Here is a 22,366-nt window from a genome sequence, read left to right as displayed (position 1 = left end):
CCTTGCGGAAGGCCGGGATGCAACCCGTTTCAAAGGGGCGAACGCTCCAAGAGTTTATCGGCGCGGCTTCGGTTGCGCGATGAAACATGGGGTCGGCTGCTGCGCAAAAGCGCGCGCCGGGTCCGGGCCGGAGAAATGCGGTCAGGACGGATCGTTGTCGGCATGGCCGGCGGCGAGGCATCTTTGAGATGCGCTCCCATGGAAGAAGCCTGATGGTCGACGGCGACCTGTGGCACGACTGGAACCTCGCGGTTCCGGCCTGCGGCAGCCTTTCCCCGACTGACGGCGAGATTTCCCGCCGTGCCGTTGCCGATGGCCCCAGGCCGAAGGAGCGGAACTGCGGACCCAATGGTGATTGACCCGCCTGCACGGCACCGAACGGGGCTCGCCCCGCCGCTGTCGACCGGCACCAGAGACCCAGCTCGATGCGAAATAATAATCAGCAGAAGCGTATGCGTAGCCGCAACAACAACAATAACAACAGCGGCAATCGTCGCAGCCAGAACCCGCTCACGCGGGTCTATGAGTCCAACGGCCCGGATGTGAAGGTGCGTGGCTCCGCGCAACATGTCGTCGAGAAATACCAGCAGCTCGCGCGTGATGCCCAGGCCACCGGCGACCATGTGGCGGCGGAAAACTACCTCCAGCATGCCGAGCATTATTATCGCATCATCGCCGCCGCTCAGGCGCAGTTCGGCGTGCAGGGGCAGCCCTACCAGCGCAACGCCGACGAGGAAGATTTCGACGACGACATGGAGGAGGGCGGCGCCGAGGGCCAGCAGCCGGCCTTCCAGGCCCGCGAGCAGCAGGCCCCGCGTGACGGCGGACAACGCGACAACGGCGCGCGGGACAATGGTCCGCGCGAGGGCGGCCAGCGCGAAGGCGGGCCGCGCGAAGGCCAGCGCGACTTCTTTCGCGACCGCGACAGCCGCCGCGATCGCGGCCAGGATCGCAATCAGGACCGCACCCAGGACCGCGACCGTGGCGAACGGCAGGACCGCGACCGGCCCGACCAGCCGCGCGAGGGCCGCTGGGCGCGTGACAACCGTCCCTATCGCGACAATCGCGCCCCCCGCGAAGGCGGCGAGGCCGGCTACCGCGACCCCGCCCAGCAGCCGCAGCCGCGCCTCGGGCCGGATGTGGAGGCCGAGATCGGCCTGCCCGCCTTCATCACCCAGAGCGGCAGCGCCCAGACCGGCAGCACGACGCCGGTGAGCCCCGCTCCGGCGCGCAAGGCGGAAGCCCCCGCCGAAGCGCCGGAGGCCAGCGAGGCCAGGCCGGCCGAGGTTTCACCGGCCGCCGATCCTGCGCCGGCGCAGGCCGCGCCGGTCGCAGAGGCGCCGGCGCCCGCCCCCAAGCCAAGCCGCTCCCGCGCGGCGAAGCCGCCGGCGGCCGCGCCGGAGGAAGCCGCGGCCGAGGACGGCGAGGCACGCGCCCCGCGCACCCGCCGCCGCCGCTACCGTCGCAGCGAGACCGAAGGCGAAGGCGGCGAGCCGGCCCCGGCGGAAGTCGCCGAATAGGCCCCGCGTTCGCCATCACACGAAAAAGGCCCGGCTCAGCCGGGCCTTTTTTGTCGATGAGTAAAAACGTGCGCCGGCCGGGCGCGCCGGCATGGCGCTTCAGACGGTGATCCGCACCGAATCGCCATCGGCGATCAGCCCGCCCTGCTCGATCTCGGCGAAGATGCCGCAATCGGTGTGACCGAAGGTGCGCATCAGCGTCCCCGGCAGGTCCAGGTCGCGCCGGGCCGTCGCCGGATCGACATTGGTGGCGGCGCAGCGGAAGATGCGCTGGGTGATCTTGAGCCGCACCTGATTGCCGACCTCGATCGTATGGCCGACGAGGTCGAACTCCTCCCAGGGCTCCATGCCGTCAAGATAAAGGTTGCCACGGAAGCGCAGCGGGTCGACCGGCTGCCCGACAATCTCGCCCAGCGCCCGGCAGCTCGCCAGATTGATCAGCGACACATAGCCTTCGGTGGTGTCGACGAAGCGGAAGCCCTGAGGTGCCACCAGCACCTGCGGCGCGCCGCGCAGCTCGTAGCGCGAATAGCGCTGGAAGAACGCCTCGATCGCCTCCCGCCCTTCCGCGGTGTCGAGCTTTCCGCGCACGACCTCGGTGCCCTCGTGGCGGATCACCAGCTCGGCGCTGGCATCGTCGAAGCGGGCGTCGAGCGCGGCGAGGCGCTCATTGCGCATCAGCATCAGAAACTTGATCTTCGGCTGGAACGCCGGCGCCTCGGCGATGAAGCCGGAAGGGCCGTTCTCGATGGCGAAGAGCCGGTCGCCGGGAAAATACTTCCCCGCCTCCAGCTCGACCAGTTCGAGCCGCTCGGGCGTCAGCCCCTTGACGGGGTAACGGTAGATCGAATCGACGCTGGCGAAGCTGAGAGACTTCGCCGGCTCCGCGCCAGGGGTCGAAAGTTCGGGATCGTCGGTCGATTCGCTCATCATGCCTCACCATATCGGCTTGAGGTGCCCGCGTCAGCCGGAGACGAGCGCTTGCGCACCGCCTGAAAGCGCACGCGCCCAGCCGCAAGCCGCGTGGGCGGGCTCGTGTTCTGTCTGTCGTATTTTTGGCTTTTCCTCGACGTACGAATCCGTCTCAATCAGCGACGGGTTCCCTTGTCGGCAACATACAGGAGGGGGCATGCCGCGGCTTTTCACCGCCCTCGAAATTCCGAGCGACGTCGCCGAGCATTTGTCGATGCTGCGCGGCGGCCTGCCAGGCGCCCGCTGGATCAGCCCGGATTTCTACCATGTCACGCTGCGCTTCATCGGCGATGTCGACCATGTGGTCGCCCGCGACGCCGCCGCCTCGCTCGACGAAATCGAGCGTTTCGGCTTCGATCTCACGCTGTCGGGCGTGGACCAGTTCGGCAATCACAAGCCGCATTCGGTCTTCGTCGGGGTGAAGGCCAACCAGGCGCTGAACGAGCTTCAGGCCGAGCACGAACGGGCCATGAAGCGGATCGGCCTGCCGCCGGAGGGGCGCAATTTCCGCCCGCACGTCACCCTCGCCCGGCTGCGCGACGCCGCGCCGCGTCAGGTGGCGGACTATCTCGCCTTGCGGGGTTATTTCCGCAGCGCCACCTTCCAGGTCTCGCGCTTCGTGCTCTATTCCTCGCGCGACTCGGTCGGCGGCGGCCCCTATCGGGTGGAAGCCGCCTACCCGCTGATGTGACGGCCGGGATGTTGAAATGAGCCCCGTCGGCAACCATCTGACGGGGAGACCGGTCATTTGGCGCCGCCACCTTGCGGGGGCGTTCCGGGACGCTCCGGAGAGCTGAGACGATGTATCGATCCGACCCTTCTTTCGATGTCGATGTCGATTTCGATGTCGACGACATTGAGCGCCTCGGCGCCAGTGCCGAGGACGAGGCCCGCGTAAGGACCCGTTTCTGGCCGAAGCTGGCGGCGACGCTGTCGCGCATCCCGTTCGCAGAGGATGCCGCGGCCGCCTATTACTGCGCGCTCGACCGCCACACCCCGACCCGGGTGCGCGCGCTGCTGTTCGGCGCCCTCGCCTATTTCCTGCTCCCGACCGACGCGGTACCCGATGTTTTCCTCGGCCTCGGCTTCACCGACGATGCGGCGGTGCTCGCCACCGCGCTCAACCTTCTCGCCAGCCATATCGGCGCCGATCACCGGGAGGCCGCCCGGGCGGCCATCGCGCGGCTGCGCCAGAGCTGAGCCGATGCCCGGGCCGACGGTGTCGCGCGAGGTGGGATTGTGTGGGACAGCTTCCGCCCTGCCATCAATTTGCCGCCCGTCTTCAGCCATTTAAGCGGCGAAGTCGCCCCATCGGAATGCCAAGGGTTCACAGCCGCGGCACGCGCGGATATCCCTGAGGCGGCCGATACGGAGAATCACGGGGCCGCTCCGGCGGCCGACGATACGGAGGACAGAGACCATGGCACGACGCACCGTGCGCGCGGCGCTCGCCGGCTTGGCGCTGGCAGCGATCGGAATAGGCGGCGCCACAGCCCAGGGTGCGCCCAAGCTCGTCGGACAGTTCGGCGACTGGGGGGTTTATGTGGACACCAGCGGCAGCGGCAAGATCTGCTACGCCCTGTCCCAGCCCAAATCCCGCCTGCCTTCCGGCCTCAAGCGCGACCCGGCCTATTTCTTCATTTCCACCCGCACGGCGGAGAATGTGAAGGGCGAGGTCAGCGTGGTGATGGGCTTCCCGCTGAAGGAGGGCACCGACGCCACCCTCACCATCGGCCCGGCCAATTTCGAGCTGTATACCCGCGGCACCGGCGCCTGGGTCCGCAATGTCGCCGAGGAGACGCGACTGGTGGACGCCATGCGCAAGGGCCGGGACGTGGTGGTGAAGAGCACCTCGCTGCGTGGAAATGTCACGACCGACGCCTATTCTCTGAGTGGCGTGTCCGCAGCGGTGGACCGCGCGGCGCAGGAATGCCGCTGACGCGACGGCGGCTGACGCTGCCCGCGCGCCTGGACTAGAGTGTCGGCGGCGGCCCGCTGCCCCGCCACTTCCGTAGCGCCAATCTTCGAGGTCATCATGCCCGCCGAACTGCGGCTCATCCCCTGCCTCGCCGACAATTACGCGGTGCTGCTGCGCGACCCGGTGACGGAGGCGACCGCCGTCGTCGACGTGCCGGAGGTGGCGCCGGTGCTCGCCGCGCTGGAGCGCGAGGACTGGACTCTCACGCATATTCTCGTCACCCACCACCACACCGACCATATCGCCGGCGTCGAGGCGCTGAAGGAGCGCTTCGGCGCCACCGTCATCGGGCCGAAGGCCGAGCAGGACACCATTCCCGGGCTCGATTTCGCGGTGGTGGACGGCGACCCGGTGGCGGTTGGCGGGCTGGTGGGACGGGTGCTGGAAACGCCCGGCCACACCAAGGGCCACATCGTCTTCCTGTTCGAGGGCGAACGCCTGCTGTTCTCCGGCGACACGCTGTTCGTCATGGGCTGCGGCCGTCCGTTCGAGTGCGCCCCGCCGGTCCTGTGGGAATCGCTCGCCCGGTTGCGCACCCTGCCGGACGACATCTCGGTCTATTGCGGGCACGAATACACGCTCGCCAACGCCCGCTTCGCGCGCAGCGTCGACCCCGACAACGCGGCGGTCGCCGCCCGGCTGGAGGAGATCGAGGCGCTGCGGGCCGCGGGCCAGCCGACGCTGCCGACCACCATCGGCGCGGAGAAGGCCACCAACCCGTTCATGCGCGCCGACGACCCCGAGCTTGCCGCCCGCATCGGCCTGGCCGGCGCCGAGCCGGGCGCGGTGTTCACCGAACTGCGCGCTCTCAAGAACAATTTTCGCGGCTGAGGTGCCCATGCGGCTGGACGGACTTTCCGCGCAGGACGTGATCGCTTTCCTGGCGCTCGCGCCGCATCCGGAGGGTGGACATTTTCGCGAGACGTTTCGCGATGTGCGCCGCTCGGCCGAAGGCCGCTCCGTCTCGACCGCGATCTATTATCTGCTGGCCGCCGGCGAGGTGTCGCACTGGCACCGCGTCGATGCCGCCGAGATCTGGCACTGGTATGGCGGGGCGCCGCTGGAACTGCGCATCGCGCGGGACAGCGCCGGACCGGTCGTCCCCCATATTCTGGGACCGGGCGTCGGGGCGGGCGAGGAGCCGCAGCGCATCGTGCCGCGCGACGCCTGGCAGTCCGCCCGCAGCCTCGGCGGCTGGACGCTGATCGGCTGCACGGTGGCGCCGGCGTTCGAATTCGCCGGCTTCGAACTGGCCCCGCCCGGCTGGTCGCCGGGCTGAGGCCTCGGTGGGGGCGTGTTCCGATCAGTTGGCGCGTCGCAAGTGATCGGCACGTGCTCTAGCGCCGCGCCAGCAGCGTCGCCACGCCGGCGCCGCCGACAATGAGCGCGCAGGCAAGGCCAAGCGACCAGCTCAGCGCGGCGAAGCCCGCCAGCACCAGCAGCAGCGTCGACAGCACCGGCGCGGCATAGGACAGGACGCCGAGCAGGCGCATGTCGCCGCGCTTCATGCCGATGTCCCAGGTGTAGAAGGCGATACCGACCGGCCCGATGCCAAGCGCCAGCACCGCCAGCCACTCCCCCGCCCCGGCCGGCCACACCGCGGGCTCGAACAGCGCGTGGCAGAGTGCGGAGAGCGCCGCCGTGGCGAGGCAGAATCCCGCCACCACCTCGGTCGGCACCGTGGCGAAGCGGCGCGAGGCCACCGAATAGACCGACCAGATCACCGCGCACAGCGCCGCGGCGAGATAGCCCGGCACGAATTCCGGCGCGAAGCCGAAGCCGCCGGCGCGCCCGCCGAGCAGCACCACCGTGCCGGCGAGCCCCATCAGCGCCCCGGCAATATGCGCCGGACGCAGCCTCTCGCCGGGCAGGAAGGCGGAGAACAGCACGATCAGCAGCGGCCAGAGATAGGCGATGAGGCCGGCCTCGGCCGGCGGCGCCAGCTTCAGCGCCGAGAAATAGAAGAAATGATAGCCGAACAGCCCGCCGACGCCGTGCAGCCACACCGGCCAGGGCTGGCGCAGCACGGAGAGCCCGACGCCGCGCACCAGTGCCGTGGCCAGCCCCACCGCGCCGCCGATGGCGAAGGTCAGCGCCGTCAGCAGGAAGGGCGGCACCGCGCCGGTCGAGGACGTGGCCAGCGCCAGCGTCGACCACAGCAGGATGGCGGTGAAGCCGATGAGCGTGGCGGTACGGCGGGCGAGCGGGCGGGGGGTCGAGTGGGCGGTCGAAAGCGACATGGGGACACCTTGGATGGGGAACCCGTTATGGCCGGCACGGACGGTGGAGCCAAGGGTCTTGGCGCATGCCCGCGGCTTCGGCAGCAGCACTCGACCGATGAGGGAACCAATCGGGCCGCGACGGATTGCCCCAGAGCACGCGCCGACCCGATGGCGGCGCAGGCCGATCGGGTCGCCTCCGGCGTCACCACCGCGCTTCAGGAGTTCCCCATGACGTCGCCGACTCGCTTCCTCGCCATTGCCATCCTGCCGCTTTTCGCCTTCGCCGCCACCCCGGCGCCGGCGCAGACCCCGACGATCGGCATTGAGGAGGCGACACGCATCGCCCACGACAATGGAATGGCAACCATTGCCGAAATCGAGATGGACGATGGGAAATGGGAGGTCGAAGGCGCGAACGCCGCCGGCCGGAAGGTCGGGATGAACATCGATCCCACCAGCGGCAAGGTTCTCAAGACCGAGAGCGACTGAACCCGTCCGCTCCCCGGGCGCACAGCCTGCGCCCGGCGGCGGCGAACCGCGTCTCAGGCGAGATACTGGCCGCCATTGGCCGCCAGCGTCGAGCCGGTGATGAAGCCGGCGTCGTCGGCGGCGAGGAACACCACGCAGCGGGCGATTTCCTCCGCCTCGCCGAGCCGGCCGACCGGAATCTGCGGAAGGATGCTCTTCTCCAGCACCTCCTTGGGCACCGCCAGCACCATTTCGGTGGCGATATAGCCCGGGCAGATGGCGTTGACGGTGATGCCCTTGCGGGCGACCTCCTGGGCCAGCGCCCTGGTGAAGCCGATCTCGCCCGCCTTGGCGGCGGAATAGTTGGTCTGGCCCATCTGGCCCTTCTGGCCGTTGATCGACGAGATATTGACGATGCGGCCGAAACTGCGCTCGCGCATGCCCTCGATCACGTTGCGGCACATGTTGAACACCGAGGTGAGGTTGGTGTCGATCACCGCGTGCCAGTTCTCGGGCGTCATCTTGTGCAGCATGCCGTCGCGGGTGATGCCGGCATTGTTGACCAGCACCTCGACCGGACCGAGCGCGGCGGTCACCTCGGCGATGCCGGCCTTGCAGGCCGCGAAGTCGGCAACGTCCCATTTGAAGGCGGGAATGCCGGTCTCCGCGGTGAACGCGGCGGCCGCCGCGTCATTGCCGGCATAGCTGGCGGCCACCTCGTAGCCGGCCGCCTTCAGTGCCTTGCAGACGGCCGCGCCGATGCCGCGCGTACCCCCTGTGACCAACGCAACGCGAGCCATATATCCCCCTCTGGCGTCCCTTCCCCAGGGAACCCTCGACGTTTTGTACGTCGATTCTTGATGGCGGCAAGGCGGCGAAGCCGCCAAGCCGTCGCGCCGGTTCACGGACTGCGCGGCCTGTGCCCGATCCGCATCAGTCACGTTCCGGACGCTCAGTCGCGTTCCAGGCACATGGCGATGCCCATGCCGCCGCCGATGCACAGCGTGGCCAGCGCCTTCCTGGCATCGCGCTTTTCCATCTCGTAGAGCAGCGTGGTGAGGATGCGGGCGCCGGAGGCGCCGATCGGGTGGCCGATGGCGATGGCGCCGCCATTCACATTGACCTTCGAGGTGTCCCAGCCGAGATCCTTGTTCACCGCGCAAGCCTGCGCCGCGAAGGCCTCGTTGGCCTCGATCAGGTCGAGATCGGCGGCGCTCCAGCCGGCCTTTTCCAGCGCGCGGCGCGAGGCGGGGATCGGGCCCGAGCCCATGATCGCCGGATCGACGCCCGCCTGCGCCCAGGAGACGATGCGCGCCAGCGGCTTCTTGCCCGCCTCGGCCGCACGGGAGGCGCTCATCAGCACGATGGCGGCGGCGCCGTCATTGATGCCGGAGGCGTTGCCGGCGGTCACCGTGCCATCCTTGGAGAAGGCGGGGCGCAGCCGGGTCATGGAATCGAGGGTCGCGCCGTGGCGGGGATATTCGTCGTCGCTGACGACGACCTCCCCCTTGCGGGTGGAGATGGTGACCGGGACGATCTCATCCTTGAAGCGGCCGGCCTTCTGCGCCGCCTCGGCCTTGTTCTGCGAGCGGACGGCGAACTCGTCCTGCTCGTCGCGGGTGATCTGCCACTGGCGGGCGACGTTCTCGGCGGTGGTGCCCATGTGATAGCCGTTGAAGGCGTCCCACAGGCCATCCTTGATCATGGTGTCGACCATTTCGAGATTGCCCATCTTGGTGCCGTTGCGCAGATGCGCGCAATGCGGCGCCTGGCTCATCGACTCCTGGCCGCCCGCCACCACGATCTCGCTGTCGCCATTGGCGATCGCCTGATAGCCGAGCGCGACGGCGCGCAGGCCGGAACCGCAGAGCTGGTTCACGCCCCAGGCCGGGCTCGCCACCGGGATGCCGGCCGCCACCGAGGCCTGGCGCGCCGGGTTCTGGCCCGCGCCGGCGGTGAGGATCTGCCCCATGATGGTCTCGCTCACCGCGTCCGGCGCGACGCCGGCCCGCTCCAGCGCCGCCATGATCGCGATCTTGCCGAGCTCATGCGCCGGCAGCGAGGAAAGCGCGCCGTTGAACGCGCCCACAGCCGTGCGCGCGGCGCCGACGATGACGATGCCGTCTTTCATGAATGACGTCCTCCGGTACGTTCCGTTTATCCGGCACAGCCAGCGAGCCGATGCCGCACCTTCGTGGCTAGGTGTGACAGCATCGTGGTGGGCTCCCGTGATCCATGTCAATGGCAGGCGGCTTTTCTTGCGTCAGGTCGGCACCGCGCCGCACCATGCCGGGGCCACGCCCGCAAGCGGCCACAATTCCTGTAGCCGGGCGTCGGGAAACGTCCTAGAGTTTTCAATGGGAAACGATCAAGGCGACTGGATCACAATGGCAAAATCCAACGAACCCGTCACCATCAAGAAATACGCGAACCGCCGCCTCTACAATACCGGCACGAGCACCTATGTAACGCTGGAAGACCTCGCGCAGATGGTCAAGAACGGCGAGGATTTCGTCGTCTACGACGCGAAATCCTCCGACGACATCACCCACTCCGTCCTGACCCAGATCATCTTCGAGCAGGAAGGCAAGGGGCAGAACCTGCTGCCGATCAATTTCCTGCGCCAGATCATCCGTTTCTACGGCGACAGCATGCAGATGCTGGTGCCGCGCTATCTCGACATGACGATCGAGAATTTCAGCAAGGAACAGAACAGCCTGCGGGAGAACTTCTCCAAGACGCTGGGCATTGGCGGCTTCGGCATATTGGACGAGCATGTCCGCCGGAACATGGAAATGTTCGACCGCACCTTCAAGATGTTCCTGCCGAACGGCCGCGCCGAGGACACCCCGGCCGCGCCCGCCGGCCCGCAGCCGGACGATTTCGACGAGTTGCGCCGGCAGGTGGCCGACATGCAGAAGCGCCTCGACAAGCTCGGCGACGGCGGCAAGCCGGACTGAGGTTCAAGCCCCGAGGCGCTCGGGGAGCCGGCGCGGCCGAGAGGGGGCGCCGGCCACGCCCGGCCGATCCGCTGGAAGGCCTGCCGCCGGGCCGGCATCGGCGTGTGCGGTCTCGTCGGCCCGGTGCGCGGACGCGGACCATCTCCCCGCGCCTCAGGGCCGCGCCACGGCACCCGCGCTGACGATCGAGGTCGCTGTATCGACGACCGGGTCGTTCTGATGGGTTTCGCCGGCACTCGATTGCGAATGGGCGGGAAGCCCCGCCGCGACCTGCGCGGCCCTCATCCTGTCGAGGCCGGAAAACTGGATGCCCGCGACCTCGACCGGGGTGCCGCCATTCGATTGCGCGGCGCGCGCCAGCATGCCGCGAAGCTGCGGCGCCAGTTCGGCCAGTTGGGCGAATTTGGCGTGATTGAATCCATCGGTCGACTTCACCTTGGACATGTCGATCACCACCGCGCCGAGTTCGACCAGCTCGGTGTCGTGGGTGTACGCCCCGAGGCGCGGCTTGTCGCCGGCGATGAAGTCGGAGAAGGCCAGCGCCTTGTCGTCGCTCGAGACGATGACGATGAAGGGCTTGGGCGGCTTGCCCATGCGCTTGAGCTGGCTCTTGAACACGTCGACGTCGATGTCAGGCGCCGCCAGAATGATGTTGCCGAGCTTGTTCAGCGGCAGCGGCCTGCCGGAAATCTGGATCTGCCGCAGCGCCTCCACCGTGACCCAGTTGCCCATCGAATGGGCGAAGATGGTCACCTGGTCGGCGCCGCTGTCGAAGACGAGACGGATCGTCTCCTCTAGCCGGTCGCGGGCGGCGGTGGCGCTGTTGGTGTCATAGACATAATCGGCGATTTCGCCGCGCGAGGCCCAGGTGAACAGCACCGGCACGCCCGGCGCCTTGGAATCCTCCACCATCTGCGTCAGGCGATAGAGCGCTTCCGAGAACAGCGTGTTGTAGCCGTGCACGAAGATGACCGCCTGCCGCTTGCCGGCCGGGTACTTCGCCAGCTCGCTCTTCAGGTCGGCGGAAAACTGCTTGGGCGTGTCGCGATACTCGGCCTCGAGCACCACCATGTCCGTGGCCGGATTGGGCGGCGATCTCGTCGGCGCCTCCACCATGCCGGGCTTGTGGGTCGGCGGCACGCCGATCTCGACCTTGGCGAAGCTCAGCTCCGGGGTCCGCTCGCCATTGTAGAACACGCCGGGACGCGGGTCGCGGGCGCGGGCGGAAGCGACGAGGATGGTGTGTTCGCTGATGCTGACCGGGTCGACCTCGATGACCGAGAGCGCGTCGTCGCCGGGGCGCGAGGCGCAACCGGCCAGAGCGGGCGCCAGCACGGCGGCCACAAACAGCCAGGCGACGCCCCGGCGCGATCCACGGCTTGCTCCACGCAACACGACAGGCTCCCCGTTCGACGCGCAACACCTATCACCGTCGCCGCGCGCTGGTAAGCAACCATGCGCGCCGACGCGAGATGATACGCCTGCGATGGCTTCCGGATCGTTACCGTTGCGGGCGTCTCGAAGGCCGCACCCGGCAGGCGGCCCGGACGCGCAAAAGCCGGCCCTCGGGGCCGGCTTCAGAAACCACCGCCGAAAGGCCGGCCGGAGCCGATCAGGCCTCGGCCTTGACCTTGAGAACCTGACGGCCCTTGTACATGCCGGTCTTCAGGTCGAGATGGTGCGGACGGCGCAGCTCGCCCGAATCCTTGTCCTCGATATAGGTCGGCTTGGCGAGAGCGTCGGCGGAGCGGCGCATGCCGCGACGCGACGGGCTGGTTTTCTTCTTCGGAACTGCCATGGTCTTCTCCTGTCCCGGCCTGGCTCACGCCCAGTCGGAAGGGCCGGCGCCGGATCGTGCGTAATTCGAGTGGCGGCTTATACAGACTCATGCGCACGAGTGAAAGAGGCAGACGCAAATCTGTCGCAGAGGTTGAGCGGCGCCCGCCCGCCGCCTCCGCCCGCGCTTCAAAGGCAGGCGGTCAGCTCCGCCCCCTCGCGCGGAATGCGCGCCTGCAGATTGGCGGCCAGCCGGCTCAGCCCCCTGCCCGGCTTGCCGGCATCGCGCCGGTGCGGGTTGGGCAGCATGACCGCGAGCAGCGCCGCCTGCCGCGCCGTGAGGTCGCCGGCCCCGCGCCTGAAGGCCCGCCGCGCGCCCGCCTCGACGCCGAACTGGCCGTCGGGCCCCCATTCGGCAAGATTGAGATAGAGTTCGAGCTGGCGCCGCTTCGGCATCACCACGTTGAGATACAGCGCCAGCGGCAGTTCCAGGCCCTTGCGGATGAAGCTGCGCCCATTCCACAGGAACAGGTTCTTCACCAGTTGCATGGTGATGGTCGACGCCCCGCGCGGCGCGTTCAGCCCGTCCGATTCGTCGATCACGCCCTGCAGTTCCACCATGTCGACCCCCGAATGGGTGCAGAAGCGCGCATCCTCCGAGGCCAGCACGGAGCGGATCAGGTTCGGCGAGATGTCGTCGAGCGGCAGCCAGACGCGCTCGACCGGCTGGCCGCCCGCCCAGCGGGCCAGCATCAGCGTCGATGGCGCGGGCACCACATTATAGAGCAGGCCGAGCACCAGCGGCGTCGCCACCGCCACCAGCGCGATCTTCCACACCCAACGCCACACCCGACCCATGCTCTCTCCCCGGCCCGGCCACTCTAGCCGGGCTCACCGCGGCGGTCGACCGGCCGGCGCGTGAACCGGACCCTCGCTTGACCGCGCCGTCCACCTCGGGCACGGAACGCGCAGTTCCGGCTGCGCCAACCCTACGGACACCATGCCCGCTTCTGAGAACCTCCCCCCGCCCCTTGCCGCCGCACTCGCCCGCACCGCCGAGGCGGTGACCGCCCATATTGACGGGGCGATCGCGGAGAGCGGCGCGCCGGGCGAGAGGCTGGCGGCGGCGATGCGCCATGCGACGCTCGCCGGCGGCAAGCGGCTGCGCCCGTTCCTGGTGCTGGAGACCGCCGCGCTGTTCGGCGTGCGCGCAGACGCGGCGATGCCGGCGGCGGCGGCGCTTGAATGCATCCATTGCTATTCGCTGGTCCATGACGACCTGCCGGCGATGGACGACGACGAGCTGCGGCGCGGCCAGCCGACCGTGCACCGCGCCTTTGACGAGGCGACCGCCATCCTCGCCGGCGACGGGTTGCTGACCCTCGCCTTCGAGATCCTCGCCCGCGAGGACACCGGCCCCTATGGCGACGTTGACGCGCGCGTGCGCCTCGCCCTCGTCGCCAGCCTCGCCCGGGCGGCCGGCGTCGCCGGCATGATCGGCGGCCAGATGCTCGATCTCGCCGCCGAGGGGCGATTCGGCGAGGGGGGGCTCGACCCCGCGCCGCTCGACCTTCCGGCAGAGGCCATCATCGAGTTGCAGGCGATGAAGACCGGCGCGCTGCTGCGCCAGGCGTGCGAGGCCGGGGCGCTGCTCGGCGGCGCCAGCCCGGCCGAGCGCGCCAGCCTCGACCGCTACGCCCGCGCGGTCGGGCGCGCCTTCCAGATCGCCGACGACCTGCTCGATGTCGAGGGCGAGGCGGCTCTGGTGGGCAAGGCATTGGGCAAGGACGCCGCCGCCGGCAAGGCCACGCTGGTCGGCAGGCTCGGCATTGACGGGGCGCGTTCGGAGCTCGCCCGGCTGGTGGGCGAGGCCGAGGCGGCGCTTTCCGGCTTCGGCACGGCGGCCACACTTCTGGTGGAAGCGGCATATTTCGTCGCCTACCGGCGCAATTAGTACTTCCCTCATCTCGACGGAACGATAAGTTGCGGGCAATGTTGTACCTGACGAGACCGTTCGCGCCATGCGACGCGACCGTTGCCTGGAGGTTGAGATGCGTGTCGCTCTGTTTGCCCTTGCCGCTCTCGTAGCTGGCTCCGCCGTCGTCGCCACGGCGCCCGCCAACGCGCAGGACTCCACCCGCATCATCATCCGCAAGCTGCCGCCGCGCTCCTATCTCGATCCCGGCCCGGTAGTGAAGCCCGGCACCTCGCGCGACCTCAACTATGTCTACGTCGCCCAGCCGCTCTATCCGCAATATGGCGACGATGGCGGCATCACCGGCATTCGCTGGCCGCTGCCGAGCCGCTTCGACCTGCCGGGCTACTGATTCGCGCCTTCGCCGGTTGCCCTGACGACGTCGAAGCCCGGCCTTTGCCGGGCTTTTTCATGAGCTCTTACCAGCCCACGACAACAGAAAGCCCGGCCGAAGCCGGGCTCTCTCGTCACGAAGAACGGGTCGTCGCCGCTCAGGCCGCCTTGTCGAGCTCGGCGAGGATGGCATCGCCCATGCCTGCTGTGCCGACGCGGGTCTTGCCCTCGGAATAGATGTCCGCCGTGCGCACACCACCGGCCAGCACCCCGGCGATCGCCGCCTCGATGCGGTCGGCCGCTTCCAGCTCGCCGAAGGAATAGCGCAGCGCCATGGCGAGCGAGCCAACCATGGCGATCGGATTGGCCAGCCCCTTGCCGGCGATGTCGGGGGCCGCACCGTGCACCGGCTCATAGAGCGCGCGGCGGCGGCCGGAGACCTCCTCCACCCCGCCGAGCGAGGCGGAGGGCAGCATGCCGAGCGAGCCGGTGAGCATCGCCGCCACGTCGGAAAGGATGTCGCCGAACAGATTGTCGGTGACGATGACGTCGAACTGCTTGGGCGCGCGCACCAGCTGCATGCCGCAGGAATCGGCGAGCTGGTGCTCCAGCGCCACGTCCTCGAAGCTAGAACCGTGCACCTCGCTCACCACCTGCTTCCACAGCAGGCCGGTCTTCATCACATTGTGCTTCTCGGTCGACACCACCTTGTTGCGGCGGGTGCGGGCGAGTTCGAAGGCGACGCGGGCGATGCGCTCGATCTCGTAGGATTCGTAGATCTGCGTGTCGATGGCGCGCTTCTGCCCGTCACTGAGATCGGTGATGGTCTTGGGCTCGCCGAAATAGACGCCGCCGGTCAGTTCGCGCACGATCAGCACGTCGAGCCCCTCTACCAGCTCGCGCTTGAGGCTGGAGGCATCGGCGAGCGCCGGGTAGCACACGGCGGGGCGCAGATTGGCGAACAGCTGCAGGTCCTTGCGCAGGCGCAGCAGGCCGGCCTCCGGGCGCACCTCATAGTTCACATGCGCCCATTTGGCGCCGCCCACGGCGCCGAGCAGGATGGCGTCGGCGGCGAACGCCTTGGCCATCGCCTCCTCGGAGATCGGCAGGCCGCAGGAATCATAGGCGGCGCCGCCGACGAGGTCCTCCTCGATGGCGAAGGAGGCGACGCCGCGCCTGTCGAGCCAGTCGATGACCCGCTTCACCTCGGCCATCACTTCGGGGCCGATGCCGTCGCCGGGGAGAAGAAGAAGCTTGTGGGTGGCCATGATATGCCTCGCAGGCGCTGTGGGGAGAGCGTCTTTGCCGGGCGGCCGCCCGGCGAGCGAGTGCTAATCGCTGGCGCCCTTGCTGGCAAGCGGTGCGCGGTCGGCGGCGGGACAACCGGCAAGGAAAAGCCGCCGGCAGGGCGCCGGCGGCGGAGGGAGGGAGGCGGCCTTCATCGGCCGGACCGTGGAGGGCCGGGAAAGGCCCGGCCCTGACAGGAGGCAGGCGTTTCTCAGATGGTCTTTCGCGTCATCTCGCCGGCGATGAAATCGGCCTGCCGCAGCGCCAGCGCCACGATGGTCAGCGTCGGGTTTTCGGCGCCGCCGGTGGTGAACTGGCTGCCATCGGCGATGAACAGGTTCGGGATGTCGTGGGTCTGGCCGTGCTTGTTCACCACGCCGTCGCGGGCCTTCTCGCTCATCCGGTTGGTGCCGAGATTATGCGTCGAGGGATAGGGCGGCGTCGGCAGGGAGCGCGTCGCGCCGACCGAATCATACATCGCCGCGCCCTGCGCATAGGCGTGGTTGCGCATGGCGACATCGTTCGGGTGGTCGTCGAAATGCACATTCGCCACCGGCAGGCCGTACTGGTCCTTCACATCAGTGTTGAGCGTGACGCGGTTGGTCTCCTGCGGCATGTCCTCGCCCACGATCCACAGCCCGGCCATGTTCACATAGCCGTCCATCGCCGAGGCGAAGGAGCGGCCCCAGCCGCCCGGATCGAGGAAGGCGGCCATGAACGGCACGCCGATCGAGAGCGTCTCCATCTCGTAGCCGCCGACGAAGCCGCGCTTGGTGTCGAAGCCCGCCTCATCGCGCACGATGCCGGCCATGGTGGTGCCGCGATACATGTGCACCGGCTTCTCGAAGATCGCGTAGACCGAGCCGGTCATGTGGCGCATGTAGTTGCGCCCCACCTGCCCCGAGGAGTTGGCGAGACCGTCCGGGAACAGGCTGCTGGCCGAGTTGAGCAGCAGGCGCGGGCTTTCGATCGAATTGCCGGCCACCGCCACGATGCGCGCCTTCTGGCGCTGGGTCTTGCCGTCCTTGTCGACATAGACGACGCCGGTCGCCTTGCCGGAGGCATCGTGCTCGATCTTCTGCACCATGCTCTGCGGCCGCACTTCCAGATTGCCGGTTTCCTCGCCGCGCGGAATCTCGGCGATCAGCGTCGACCATTTCGCCCCCGACTTGCAGCCCTGGAAGCAGAAGCCGATCTGCTGGCAGGAGCCCCGGTCGGCGCGCGGCTCGCTGTTGATCGCCATCCTTCCGGTGGAAACCTCCTTGTAGCCGATGTTCTTGGCCCCGGCCTCGAACACCTTGAAGTTGTTGTTGCCCGGCAGGCCGGGGATACCGTTGGTGCGGGTCACGCCCATGCGGTCCTCGGCCTTGGCGTACCAGGGCTCCAACTCCTTCAACGTGATCGGCCAGTCGAGCAGGTTGGCGCCATCGAGGCCGCCATAGGTCGACGCCGTCTTGAACTCATGCTCCTGCAGGCGCAGCGAGGCGCCCGCCCAATGGACGGAGGAGCCGCCCACCGCCTTGACGATCCAGGCGGGAAGGTTGGGGAAGTTCTTGTGCACCCGCCACGAGCCGGAGGTGGTGCGCATGTCGGTCCAGGCGAGTTGGGAGAAGCTCTCCCACTCATTATTGACGAAGTCTTCCATGTTGTGGCGCTGGCCGGCCTCAAGGATCACCACCTTGATGCCCTTGAGCGCCAGCTCGGTGCCCAGAGTGCCGCCGCCGGCGCCGGAGCCGACGATGACGACGACGGAATCATCATTCAGATCGAAGGGTGCAGACATGGTTCGCTCCTACCCTCACAGCCAGGCGATGTCGTCGAAGCCGCGGTCGATGTAACCGCCCTTGTCGGCCGAGGCGCCCTCATAGCCGAAGATCGGCCATATCTCCTCCTGGTTGTAGAGACCGACCACGAGGCCCCCGCGCACCTTCTCGAAGAAGGCACTGTCCTCGATCTGGCGCAGCAGCGCCACGCGCTGGTCCTCCCAGCCGACATCGGCATAGGGCACGCCGTAATTGGCCCTGGCGAGCGTATTGAGGGTGACGACGCCGTCCTCGACCAGCGCCTTGAGCGCGGGGTCCTTGGCCGCGTCCGTCTCATAGGGCTTCATCGCGATGGCGTAGAAACGGTCGGGGACACGGTCATGCGGGTAGACGTCGCGCGCCATGACGATGAGCGTGCGCATGGTCTCCGGCTTGAGCGCGGTGACCTCCAGGCCCCACGCCTCGCGCGGGTTCAGCACCGCCGCGCCGCTCACCATCAGCGCGCCGGCCGCGCCGATGCCGGCGAGCACGGCGCGGCGTGACGGACCACGCCTGTCGATCAGTGTTGCCATTGTTACCTCCCAGAAATTCTTATGTATTATTAAGATATTACGCACCGATTGGCGTGCCGGCGCGGTCGTTCAACGATACCTTCCGTGCTTCTGCAGCACCTCAATCTTGTAACCGTCGGGATCGGTGACGAAGAAGAACTTGGCCAGCAGCGCGCCGTCATGGTTGAATTCCTTGACTGGCTGCGGATTGAGGCCGGATTCGGTGAAGCGCACATGCTCGGCATCGAGGTCGTCCACCACGAAGGCGATGTGCCCATAGCCGTCGCCCAGCGCATAGGGCTCGGTGCGGCCGTGATTGACGGTCAGTTCGACCTCGAAATCGGCTTCCGCATTGCGCAGGTAAAGCAGCGTGAAACCGTCAAACGGCAGGCGCTGCGCCACCTCCAGCCCGAAGGCGCGCGCGTAGAAATCCACCGAGCGCGCCTCGTCGAGCACGCGGATCATCGAATGTATGGCCTTCGCCACCTGTTCCTCCGGCCTTGAACCCCATTGCGGCGACACCCGTCGCCTTGATGAGGATGCTAGGCCGCGCGGCGGGCGGCAGGTGGTAGACCGCTAACACATCACCACGATGTGCATTACGGCATTCCGGGCGAAGGACGGCGCTTCCGCCGGGTGCACCTGCTATTCGGCGGCGGCGAGGTGGATTCGCCCGCTCTCGCACAGATAGCGCTCGCGCGCGGCGGCGGGAGCGACGCCGGCGGGGCGGACCTCGGCGAGGTAGATGAGGCAGGAACAGCGCAGCAGCGAGGCGAAGTTGCGCACCTCGCCATGCAGTTCCAGCACCTCGTCATGCAGCTTGGTGACAAATTTGCCGAGGCTCATGCCTTGATGGACCGCGACCTCCTCGAGCACGGTCCAGAAGGCGGCCTCCAGCCGGATCGAAGTCGAATGACCGCCGATCCGCACCGAGCGCGTCTGGCTCTCATAGGTTTCGGGCGCTTGGCCCGCGAAGATGTGGCACATGGGGCGTCTCCCGGATGTTCTCGTTTTGAACGATTCCATCCCGGGAAAGCGGCGCTGTAAAGCAAAAACGCTGCGAAGCCGGTTCCCGGCCTCACCGGCACGCCACGATGACGATGAAGTCGCGGCCACTCGGCGCCCATTCAACGTCGTCATCCCGGCCGGAGCCGGAGAGCCGGGATCGAGTCCCGGTTCGGCGGCCCTCACCCGGACCAGCCTGCGGCGGCCCGGGACGATGCGGGGGCGCGTCACGCCCAGGGGCGATCCTCGGCGAGTTTAGACTCGAAGGAGGTGATCTTGTCCGCCTTCACCTGGGTGAGGCCGATATCGTCGAGCCCGTTGAGCAGGCAGTGCTTGCGGAACGGGTCGATCTCGAACGAGATGCTGCCGCCATCCGGGCCGGTGATGGTCTGGCTTTCCAGATCGACGGTGATCTTGGCGTTGGCGCCACGGCCGGCATCGTCGAACAGCGCGGCGAGCTGTTCCGGGGTCACCTTGATCGGCAGGATGCCGTTCTTGAAGCAGTTATTGTAGAAGATGTCGGCGAACGAGGTCGAGATCACGCAGCGTATGCCGAAATCCAGCAGCGCCCACGGCGCGTGCTCGCGCGACGAGCCGCAGCCGAAATTGTCGCCGGCGACCAGTATCTGCGCGCCCTTGTAGGCGGGCTTGTTGAGCACGAAATCGGGATTGTCCGACCCGTCGTCCTTGTAGCGCATCTCCGAAAACAGCCCGGTGCCGAGCCCGGTGCGCTTGATCGTCTTCAGGTACTGCTTGGGGATGATCATGTCGGTGTCGACATTGACCATGTGCAACGGCGCCGCGACGCCGGTCAGGGTGGTGAACTTGTCCATCTCTCACATCTCCTGGACGCCGGGGCGCCCGTCAACTTCAATTCGGTACGGCGCGGTCACCCCGCCTCCTCCTCGATCCGCTCCATGTCCTCGTCCGACAGGCCGAAATGGTGGCCGATCTCGTGCACCAGAACATGGGTGACGATGTCGCCCAGCGTCTCGTCGTTCTCCGCCCAATAGTCGAGGATCGGGCGGCGGTAGAGGAAGATCATGTTCGGCAGCACCCCGGTGACGGTCTCGTAGCCCTGCGCCAGCCCGATGCCGTGGAACAGGCCGAGCAGGTCGAACGGCGTCTCCGCCTCCATCTCCTTCAGCACCTCGTCGGTGGGGAAATCCTCCACCCTTATGACGAGATTGCCGCACAGGGCACGAAACGCGTCCGGCAGCCGGGCATAGGCCTCCTCGGCCATCGCCTCCATCTCGCCCAGCGAGGGCGCCCCGCGCTTCAGCCAGTTCCCGCTCGCGGTCATCATTCACCTCAGATAGGTCGCGAACAGATAATAGGCCAGCACAAGCCCCGCCACGACGGCGAGGCCGCGCCCGATGCGGCGGCCCCACACTTCCATCGGGTCGTCCTCGGGGGGAAACTCGTTGGGCGCCCGGCTCATGCGGCCGGTCCGCCAGGGTGCCCATTTCCGACTCGCACGGCTTTCTGCACATGACGCTGGGTCAGATCCGGGGCCACCGGGCGCGCCGCTCCCCACATGTCCATCGGGCGACGTCCTAGAAAAGGACGACGATGATGACCACGATCACGTCCCGCGCGGCCGGCGCGGTCAAGACCGGCCTTGTTGCACTCACCTTGCTCACGGCGAGCGTCGGCCTTGCCGCCGCACATGGCGGCGGGTTCGGCGGCGGCGGCTTCCACGGCGGTGGGGGCTTCCATGGTGGCGGGTTTGGCGGGGGCGGCTTCCACGGCGGCGGCTACATTCCGCACGGGGGAGGCTTCCACGGCGGGGGCTTCCACGGGGGAGGCTTCCCCGGCGGATTCCACGGCGGCGGCTTCCCTGGAGGATTCCACGGCGGCTATTTTCCGCACGGCGCTCCCTTCCACTTTGCCCACCATGGCCATCACGACCATCGTGACTTCGTCTTCTTTCCGTTCTTCGACGATTATGCCTTCGGGCCCTATTCGTCCTATCTCGACGATGGCCCCTATTGCGGCACCTATCTCGTGAAGGTCGGCAGGCCGCACCATTACCGCTATGTCCGCGAAACCAATTGCGGTTGAGCCGCCCCGGTGCAGGCCACCCCGGCCGGGCGTGACGCCCGGCCGGGGGACAGACCCTACACGGCGCCGGGCCACCGGCGCACGTCGACGAAGCGCCCGGCGATCGCCGCCGCCGCCGCCATGGCGGGGGAGACGAGATGGGTGCGGCCCTTGAAGCCCTGCCGTCCCTCGAAATTGCGGTTCGAGGTGGAGGCGCAGCGCTCCTCCGGGCCGAGCTTGTCGGCGTTCATGGCGAGGCACATGGAGCAGCCCGGCTCGCGCCAGTCAAACCCGGCCGCCTTGAAGATGGCGTCGAGCCCTTCGGCCTCGGCCTGCAGCTTCACCAGGCCCGAGCCCGGCACGATCATGCCGGAGACGCCCTCGCGGATGGTGTGGCCGGTGACGATCTTCGCCGCCGCGCGCAGATCCTCGATGCGGGCATTGGTGCAGGAGCCGATGAACACCTTGTCGACGGCGATGTCGGTGATCCGGGTGCCGGCGACGAGACCCATATAGGCCAGCGCGCGCTTCTTCGCCTCGCGCTTGTCCGGGTCGTCGATCAGGTCCGGATCGGGCACCAGACCTTCCACCGAGATCACGTCCTCCGGGCTGGTGCCCCAGGAGACGATGGGCGGCAGCGAGGCGCCGTCGAGACGGACTTCCTTGTCGAAGAAGGCCCCCTCATCGGTGCGCAGCGTGTCCCAGTAGCGCAGCGCGGCGTCCCAGGCGGCGCCCTTGGGCGCGCGCGGACGGTCCTTCACATAGGCATAGGTGGTCTCGTCGGGAGCCACCATGCCGGCCCGCGCCCCGCCCTCGATCGACATGTTGCAGACCGTCATGCGGCCTTCCATGCTGAGGTTGCGGAATACCTCGCCGGCATATTCGATGACATAGCCGGTGCCGCCGGCGGTGCCGGTGGCGCCGATGATGGCGAGCGTCACATCCTTGGCGGTCACACCGTCCGGCAGCCTGCCGTCGACCGACACCCGCATGTTCTTGCTCTTCTTCTGGATCAGCGTCTGGGTGGCGAGCACATGCTCCACCTCCGAGGTGCCGATGCCATGGGCGAGCGCGCCGAAGGCGCCATGGGTCGAGGTGTGGCTGTCGCCGCACACGATGGTGGTGCCCGGCAGGGTGAAGCCCTGCTCGGGGCCGATGACGTGGACGATGCCCTGGCGCTTGTCGAGTTCGTTGAAATACTCGACGCCGAACTCGCGGGCATTCTCGGCCAGCGTCTCCACCTGGAGACGGCTCTCGGGATCGTCGATGCCGAAGCGGCGGTCGGTGGTCGGCACGTTATGGTCGACCACGGCCAGCGTCCTCGACGGCGAATGCACCCGGCGGCCGGCCACGCGCAGGCCCTCGAAGGCCTGCGGGCTGGTCACCTCATGCACCAGATGCCGGTCGATATAGAGGAGGCAGGTGCCGTCCTCCTGGCGGTCGATGACGTGGTCGTCGAAAATCTTGTCGTACAGGGTACGGGGAGCGGACGTGCTCATCTGGGCGTCTCACG

The 22,366-nt window shown here is 68.0% G+C and carries 28 protein-coding genes; 12 read left to right on the top strand and 16 right to left on the bottom strand.

Annotated features, from left to right (window positions below):
• Positions 1-212 precede the first annotated feature (212 nt).
• Together KHC23_RS18380 and KHC23_RS18375 are read left to right on the top strand one after the other, a co-directional pair.
• A complete protein-coding gene (locus KHC23_RS18380) occupies positions 213-359 on the top strand; it encodes a hypothetical protein (RefSeq protein ID WP_213374418.1) in 147 nt (48 codons plus the stop codon).
• Between the two features lie 93 nt (positions 360-452).
• Positions 453-1,520 (top strand): DUF4167 domain-containing protein, encoded by a 1,068-nt coding sequence (locus tag KHC23_RS18375; RefSeq protein WP_246544721.1) that lies wholly within the window; start codon positions 453-455, stop codon positions 1,518-1,520.
• A 99-nt stretch (positions 1,521-1,619) separates the two neighbouring features.
• On the opposite strand, the gene KHC23_RS18370 is transcribed toward KHC23_RS18375, so the two are convergent.
• Entirely contained in the window at positions 1,620-2,453 is an 834-nt protein-coding gene (locus KHC23_RS18370; protein WP_213374414.1) for an MOSC domain-containing protein, read from the bottom strand.
• Positions 2,454-2,649: 196 nt separating this feature from the next.
• Between KHC23_RS18370 and thpR the strand changes: the two genes are divergently transcribed.
• The 5 genes from thpR to KHC23_RS18345 all read left to right on the top strand — a co-directional run bounded on the left by thpR (position 2,650) and on the right by KHC23_RS18345 (position 5,749).
• Positions 2,650-3,183: an RNA 2',3'-cyclic phosphodiesterase gene (thpR, locus tag KHC23_RS18365; protein ID WP_213374412.1), complete on the top strand. Its 534-nt coding sequence runs from the start codon at positions 2,650-2,652 to the stop codon at positions 3,181-3,183.
• Positions 3,184-3,293: 110 nt separating this feature from the next.
• Entirely contained in the window at positions 3,294-3,692 is a 399-nt protein-coding gene (locus KHC23_RS18360) for a YkvA family protein (RefSeq protein ID WP_213374410.1), read from the top strand.
• 220 nt (positions 3,693-3,912) lie between these two features.
• Positions 3,913-4,431: an invasion associated locus B family protein gene (locus KHC23_RS18355; RefSeq protein ID WP_213374408.1), complete on the top strand. Its 519-nt coding sequence runs from the start codon at positions 3,913-3,915 to the stop codon at positions 4,429-4,431.
• Between the two features lie 96 nt (positions 4,432-4,527).
• Positions 4,528-5,301, top strand: a complete 774-nt coding sequence (gene gloB / locus KHC23_RS18350) for a hydroxyacylglutathione hydrolase (protein ID WP_213374406.1) — start codon at positions 4,528-4,530, stop codon at positions 5,299-5,301.
• 7 nt (positions 5,302-5,308) lie between these two features.
• Positions 5,309-5,749, top strand: a complete 441-nt coding sequence (locus KHC23_RS18345) for a cupin domain-containing protein (protein ID WP_213374404.1) — start codon at positions 5,309-5,311, stop codon at positions 5,747-5,749.
• A 58-nt stretch (positions 5,750-5,807) separates the two neighbouring features.
• Here KHC23_RS18345 and yddG read toward each other — a convergent pair whose 3' ends face one another.
• The gene (gene yddG, locus KHC23_RS18340) at positions 5,808-6,710 is read right to left on the bottom strand and encodes an aromatic amino acid exporter YddG (RefSeq protein WP_213374402.1); all 903 of its coding nucleotides are present in this window, start codon (positions 6,708-6,710) and stop codon (positions 5,808-5,810) included.
• A 210-nt stretch (positions 6,711-6,920) separates the two neighbouring features.
• Here yddG and KHC23_RS18335 point away from each other — a divergent pair, with 210 nt between their 5' ends.
• Positions 6,921-7,181 carry a PepSY domain-containing protein gene (locus KHC23_RS18335; RefSeq protein WP_213374400.1) on the top strand — a complete coding sequence of 87 codons (261 nt, stop codon included), beginning with the start codon at positions 6,921-6,923 and terminating at the stop codon, positions 7,179-7,181.
• Between the two features lie 53 nt (positions 7,182-7,234).
• Here KHC23_RS18335 and phbB read toward each other — a convergent pair whose 3' ends face one another.
• Both phbB and KHC23_RS18325 read right to left on the bottom strand, forming a co-directional pair.
• Positions 7,235-7,960, bottom strand: a complete 726-nt coding sequence (gene phbB / locus KHC23_RS18330; RefSeq protein WP_213374399.1) for an acetoacetyl-CoA reductase — start codon at positions 7,958-7,960, stop codon at positions 7,235-7,237.
• Between the two features lie 152 nt (positions 7,961-8,112).
• Positions 8,113-9,291, bottom strand: coding sequence for an acetyl-CoA C-acetyltransferase (locus KHC23_RS18325; RefSeq protein WP_213374398.1), 1,179 nt, complete (start codon positions 9,289-9,291; stop codon positions 8,113-8,115).
• Positions 9,292-9,547: 256 nt separating this feature from the next.
• Here KHC23_RS18325 and phaR point away from each other — a divergent pair, with 256 nt between their 5' ends.
• Entirely contained in the window at positions 9,548-10,120 is a 573-nt protein-coding gene (gene phaR, locus KHC23_RS18320; RefSeq protein WP_213374545.1) for a polyhydroxyalkanoate synthesis repressor PhaR, read from the top strand.
• 153 nt (positions 10,121-10,273) lie between these two features.
• On the opposite strand, the gene KHC23_RS18315 is transcribed toward phaR, so the two are convergent.
• The 3 genes from KHC23_RS18315 to KHC23_RS18305 all read right to left on the bottom strand — a co-directional run bounded on the left by KHC23_RS18315 (position 10,274) and on the right by KHC23_RS18305 (position 12,754).
• Entirely contained in the window at positions 10,274-11,515 is a 1,242-nt protein-coding gene (locus tag KHC23_RS18315) for an alpha/beta hydrolase (RefSeq protein WP_271188596.1), read from the bottom strand.
• A 217-nt stretch (positions 11,516-11,732) separates the two neighbouring features.
• Positions 11,733-11,918, bottom strand: coding sequence for a 50S ribosomal protein L32 (gene rpmF, locus KHC23_RS18310; protein WP_018387408.1), 186 nt, complete (start codon positions 11,916-11,918; stop codon positions 11,733-11,735).
• A 167-nt stretch (positions 11,919-12,085) separates the two neighbouring features.
• Positions 12,086-12,754, bottom strand: a complete 669-nt coding sequence (locus KHC23_RS18305; protein WP_213374397.1) for a transglycosylase domain-containing protein — start codon at positions 12,752-12,754, stop codon at positions 12,086-12,088.
• A gap of 142 nt (positions 12,755-12,896) precedes the next feature.
• Here KHC23_RS18305 and KHC23_RS18300 point away from each other — a divergent pair, with 142 nt between their 5' ends.
• Together KHC23_RS18300 and KHC23_RS18295 are read left to right on the top strand one after the other, a co-directional pair.
• Complete coding sequence (locus KHC23_RS18300) at positions 12,897-13,850, top strand: polyprenyl synthetase family protein (protein ID WP_213374395.1); 954 nt, start codon at positions 12,897-12,899, stop codon at positions 13,848-13,850.
• Between the two features lie 97 nt (positions 13,851-13,947).
• Positions 13,948-14,223 (top strand): hypothetical protein, encoded by a 276-nt coding sequence (locus tag KHC23_RS18295; RefSeq protein ID WP_213374394.1) that lies wholly within the window; start codon positions 13,948-13,950, stop codon positions 14,221-14,223.
• A gap of 139 nt (positions 14,224-14,362) precedes the next feature.
• On the opposite strand, the gene leuB is transcribed toward KHC23_RS18295, so the two are convergent.
• The 8 genes from leuB to KHC23_RS24695 form a co-directional block, all read right to left on the bottom strand.
• Positions 14,363-15,472, bottom strand: a complete 1,110-nt coding sequence (leuB, locus tag KHC23_RS18290) for a 3-isopropylmalate dehydrogenase (RefSeq protein WP_213374393.1) — start codon at positions 15,470-15,472, stop codon at positions 14,363-14,365.
• A gap of 230 nt (positions 15,473-15,702) precedes the next feature.
• On the bottom strand, positions 15,703-17,274 hold the full coding sequence (locus KHC23_RS18285; protein ID WP_213374392.1) for a GMC family oxidoreductase: 1,572 nt from the start codon (positions 17,272-17,274) through the stop codon (positions 15,703-15,705).
• Positions 17,275-17,289: 15 nt separating this feature from the next.
• On the bottom strand, positions 17,290-17,826 hold the full coding sequence (locus KHC23_RS18280) for a Twin-arginine translocation pathway signal (protein WP_213374390.1): 537 nt from the start codon (positions 17,824-17,826) through the stop codon (positions 17,290-17,292).
• Between the two features lie 69 nt (positions 17,827-17,895).
• On the bottom strand, positions 17,896-18,291 hold the full coding sequence (locus KHC23_RS18275) for a VOC family protein (protein WP_213374388.1): 396 nt from the start codon (positions 18,289-18,291) through the stop codon (positions 17,896-17,898).
• 159 nt (positions 18,292-18,450) lie between these two features.
• The gene (locus tag KHC23_RS18270) at positions 18,451-18,792 is read right to left on the bottom strand and encodes a ribbon-helix-helix domain-containing protein (RefSeq protein WP_213374386.1); all 342 of its coding nucleotides are present in this window, start codon (positions 18,790-18,792) and stop codon (positions 18,451-18,453) included.
• A gap of 245 nt (positions 18,793-19,037) precedes the next feature.
• A complete protein-coding gene (gene leuD, locus KHC23_RS18265; protein ID WP_213374384.1) occupies positions 19,038-19,643 on the bottom strand; it encodes a 3-isopropylmalate dehydratase small subunit in 606 nt (201 codons plus the stop codon).
• Between the two features lie 56 nt (positions 19,644-19,699).
• Entirely contained in the window at positions 19,700-20,113 is a 414-nt protein-coding gene (locus KHC23_RS18260; protein WP_213374382.1) for a metallopeptidase family protein, read from the bottom strand.
• Between the two features lie 3 nt (positions 20,114-20,116).
• Entirely contained in the window at positions 20,117-20,251 is a 135-nt protein-coding gene (locus KHC23_RS24695; protein ID WP_271188595.1) for a hypothetical protein, read from the bottom strand.
• Positions 20,252-20,385: 134 nt separating this feature from the next.
• Here KHC23_RS24695 and KHC23_RS18255 point away from each other — a divergent pair, with 134 nt between their 5' ends.
• Positions 20,386-20,874 (top strand): hypothetical protein, encoded by a 489-nt coding sequence (locus KHC23_RS18255; protein WP_246544720.1) that lies wholly within the window; start codon positions 20,386-20,388, stop codon positions 20,872-20,874.
• Positions 20,875-20,930: 56 nt separating this feature from the next.
• Here KHC23_RS18255 and leuC read toward each other — a convergent pair whose 3' ends face one another.
• A complete protein-coding gene (gene leuC, locus KHC23_RS18250) occupies positions 20,931-22,352 on the bottom strand; it encodes a 3-isopropylmalate dehydratase large subunit (RefSeq protein ID WP_213374380.1) in 1,422 nt (473 codons plus the stop codon).
• Positions 22,353-22,366 lie beyond the last annotated feature (14 nt).

The sequence above is a fragment of the Ancylobacter dichloromethanicus genome, assembly GCF_018390645.1.
GTDB lineage: Bacteria > Pseudomonadota > Alphaproteobacteria > Rhizobiales > Xanthobacteraceae > Ancylobacter > Ancylobacter dichloromethanicus.
Note: the sequence above shows the minus strand (reverse complement) of the source record. Positions and strands in the feature narration are given on the sequence as shown.

Bases quoted from the DNA above. Each gene is read 5' to 3' on its own strand.
- KHC23_RS18305 (WP_213374397.1), bottom strand. From the start codon at position 12,754: ATGGGTCGGGTGTGGCGTTGGGTGTGGAAGATCGCGCTGGTGGCGGTG.
- KHC23_RS18285 (WP_213374392.1), bottom strand. From the start codon at position 17,274: ATGTCTGCACCCTTCGATCTGAATGATGATTCCGTCGTCGTCATCGTC.
- KHC23_RS18260 (WP_213374382.1), bottom strand. From the start codon at position 20,113: ATGACCGCGAGCGGGAACTGGCTGAAGCGCGGGGCGCCCTCGCTGGGC.
- yddG (WP_213374402.1), bottom strand. From the start codon at position 6,710: ATGTCGCTTTCGACCGCCCACTCGACCCCCCGCCCGCTCGCCCGCCGT.
- KHC23_RS18375 (WP_246544721.1), top strand. From the start codon at position 453: ATGCGTAGCCGCAACAACAACAATAACAACAGCGGCAATCGTCGCAGC.
- KHC23_RS18255 (WP_246544720.1), top strand. From the start codon at position 20,386: ATGACCACGATCACGTCCCGCGCGGCCGGCGCGGTCAAGACCGGCCTT.
- leuC (WP_213374380.1), bottom strand. From the start codon at position 22,352: ATGAGCACGTCCGCTCCCCGTACCCTGTACGACAAGATTTTCGACGAC.
- KHC23_RS18325 (WP_213374398.1), bottom strand. From the start codon at position 9,291: ATGAAAGACGGCATCGTCATCGTCGGCGCCGCGCGCACGGCTGTGGGC.
- KHC23_RS18270 (WP_213374386.1), bottom strand. From the start codon at position 18,792: ATGTGCCACATCTTCGCGGGCCAAGCGCCCGAAACCTATGAGAGCCAG.
- KHC23_RS18355 (WP_213374408.1), top strand. From the start codon at position 3,913: ATGGCACGACGCACCGTGCGCGCGGCGCTCGCCGGCTTGGCGCTGGCA.
- KHC23_RS18295 (WP_213374394.1), top strand. From the start codon at position 13,948: ATGCGTGTCGCTCTGTTTGCCCTTGCCGCTCTCGTAGCTGGCTCCGCC.
- KHC23_RS24695 (WP_271188595.1), bottom strand. From the start codon at position 20,251: ATGAGCCGGGCGCCCAACGAGTTTCCCCCCGAGGACGACCCGATGGAA.
- KHC23_RS18335 (WP_213374400.1), top strand. From the start codon at position 6,921: ATGACGTCGCCGACTCGCTTCCTCGCCATTGCCATCCTGCCGCTTTTC.
- KHC23_RS18300 (WP_213374395.1), top strand. From the start codon at position 12,897: ATGCCCGCTTCTGAGAACCTCCCCCCGCCCCTTGCCGCCGCACTCGCC.
- phaR (WP_213374545.1), top strand. From the start codon at position 9,548: ATGGCAAAATCCAACGAACCCGTCACCATCAAGAAATACGCGAACCGC.
- KHC23_RS18370 (WP_213374414.1), bottom strand. From the start codon at position 2,453: ATGATGAGCGAATCGACCGACGATCCCGAACTTTCGACCCCTGGCGCG.
- rpmF (WP_018387408.1), bottom strand. From the start codon at position 11,918: ATGGCAGTTCCGAAGAAGAAAACCAGCCCGTCGCGTCGCGGCATGCGC.
- thpR (WP_213374412.1), top strand. From the start codon at position 2,650: ATGCCGCGGCTTTTCACCGCCCTCGAAATTCCGAGCGACGTCGCCGAG.
- leuB (WP_213374393.1), bottom strand. From the start codon at position 15,472: ATGGCCACCCACAAGCTTCTTCTTCTCCCCGGCGACGGCATCGGCCCC.
- KHC23_RS18345 (WP_213374404.1), top strand. From the start codon at position 5,309: ATGCGGCTGGACGGACTTTCCGCGCAGGACGTGATCGCTTTCCTGGCG.
- KHC23_RS18280 (WP_213374390.1), bottom strand. From the start codon at position 17,826: ATGGCAACACTGATCGACAGGCGTGGTCCGTCACGCCGCGCCGTGCTC.
- gloB (WP_213374406.1), top strand. From the start codon at position 4,528: ATGCCCGCCGAACTGCGGCTCATCCCCTGCCTCGCCGACAATTACGCG.
- KHC23_RS18360 (WP_213374410.1), top strand. From the start codon at position 3,294: ATGTATCGATCCGACCCTTCTTTCGATGTCGATGTCGATTTCGATGTC.
- KHC23_RS18380 (WP_213374418.1), top strand. From the start codon at position 213: ATGGTCGACGGCGACCTGTGGCACGACTGGAACCTCGCGGTTCCGGCC.
- phbB (WP_213374399.1), bottom strand. From the start codon at position 7,960: ATGGCTCGCGTTGCGTTGGTCACAGGGGGTACGCGCGGCATCGGCGCG.
- leuD (WP_213374384.1), bottom strand. From the start codon at position 19,643: ATGGACAAGTTCACCACCCTGACCGGCGTCGCGGCGCCGTTGCACATG.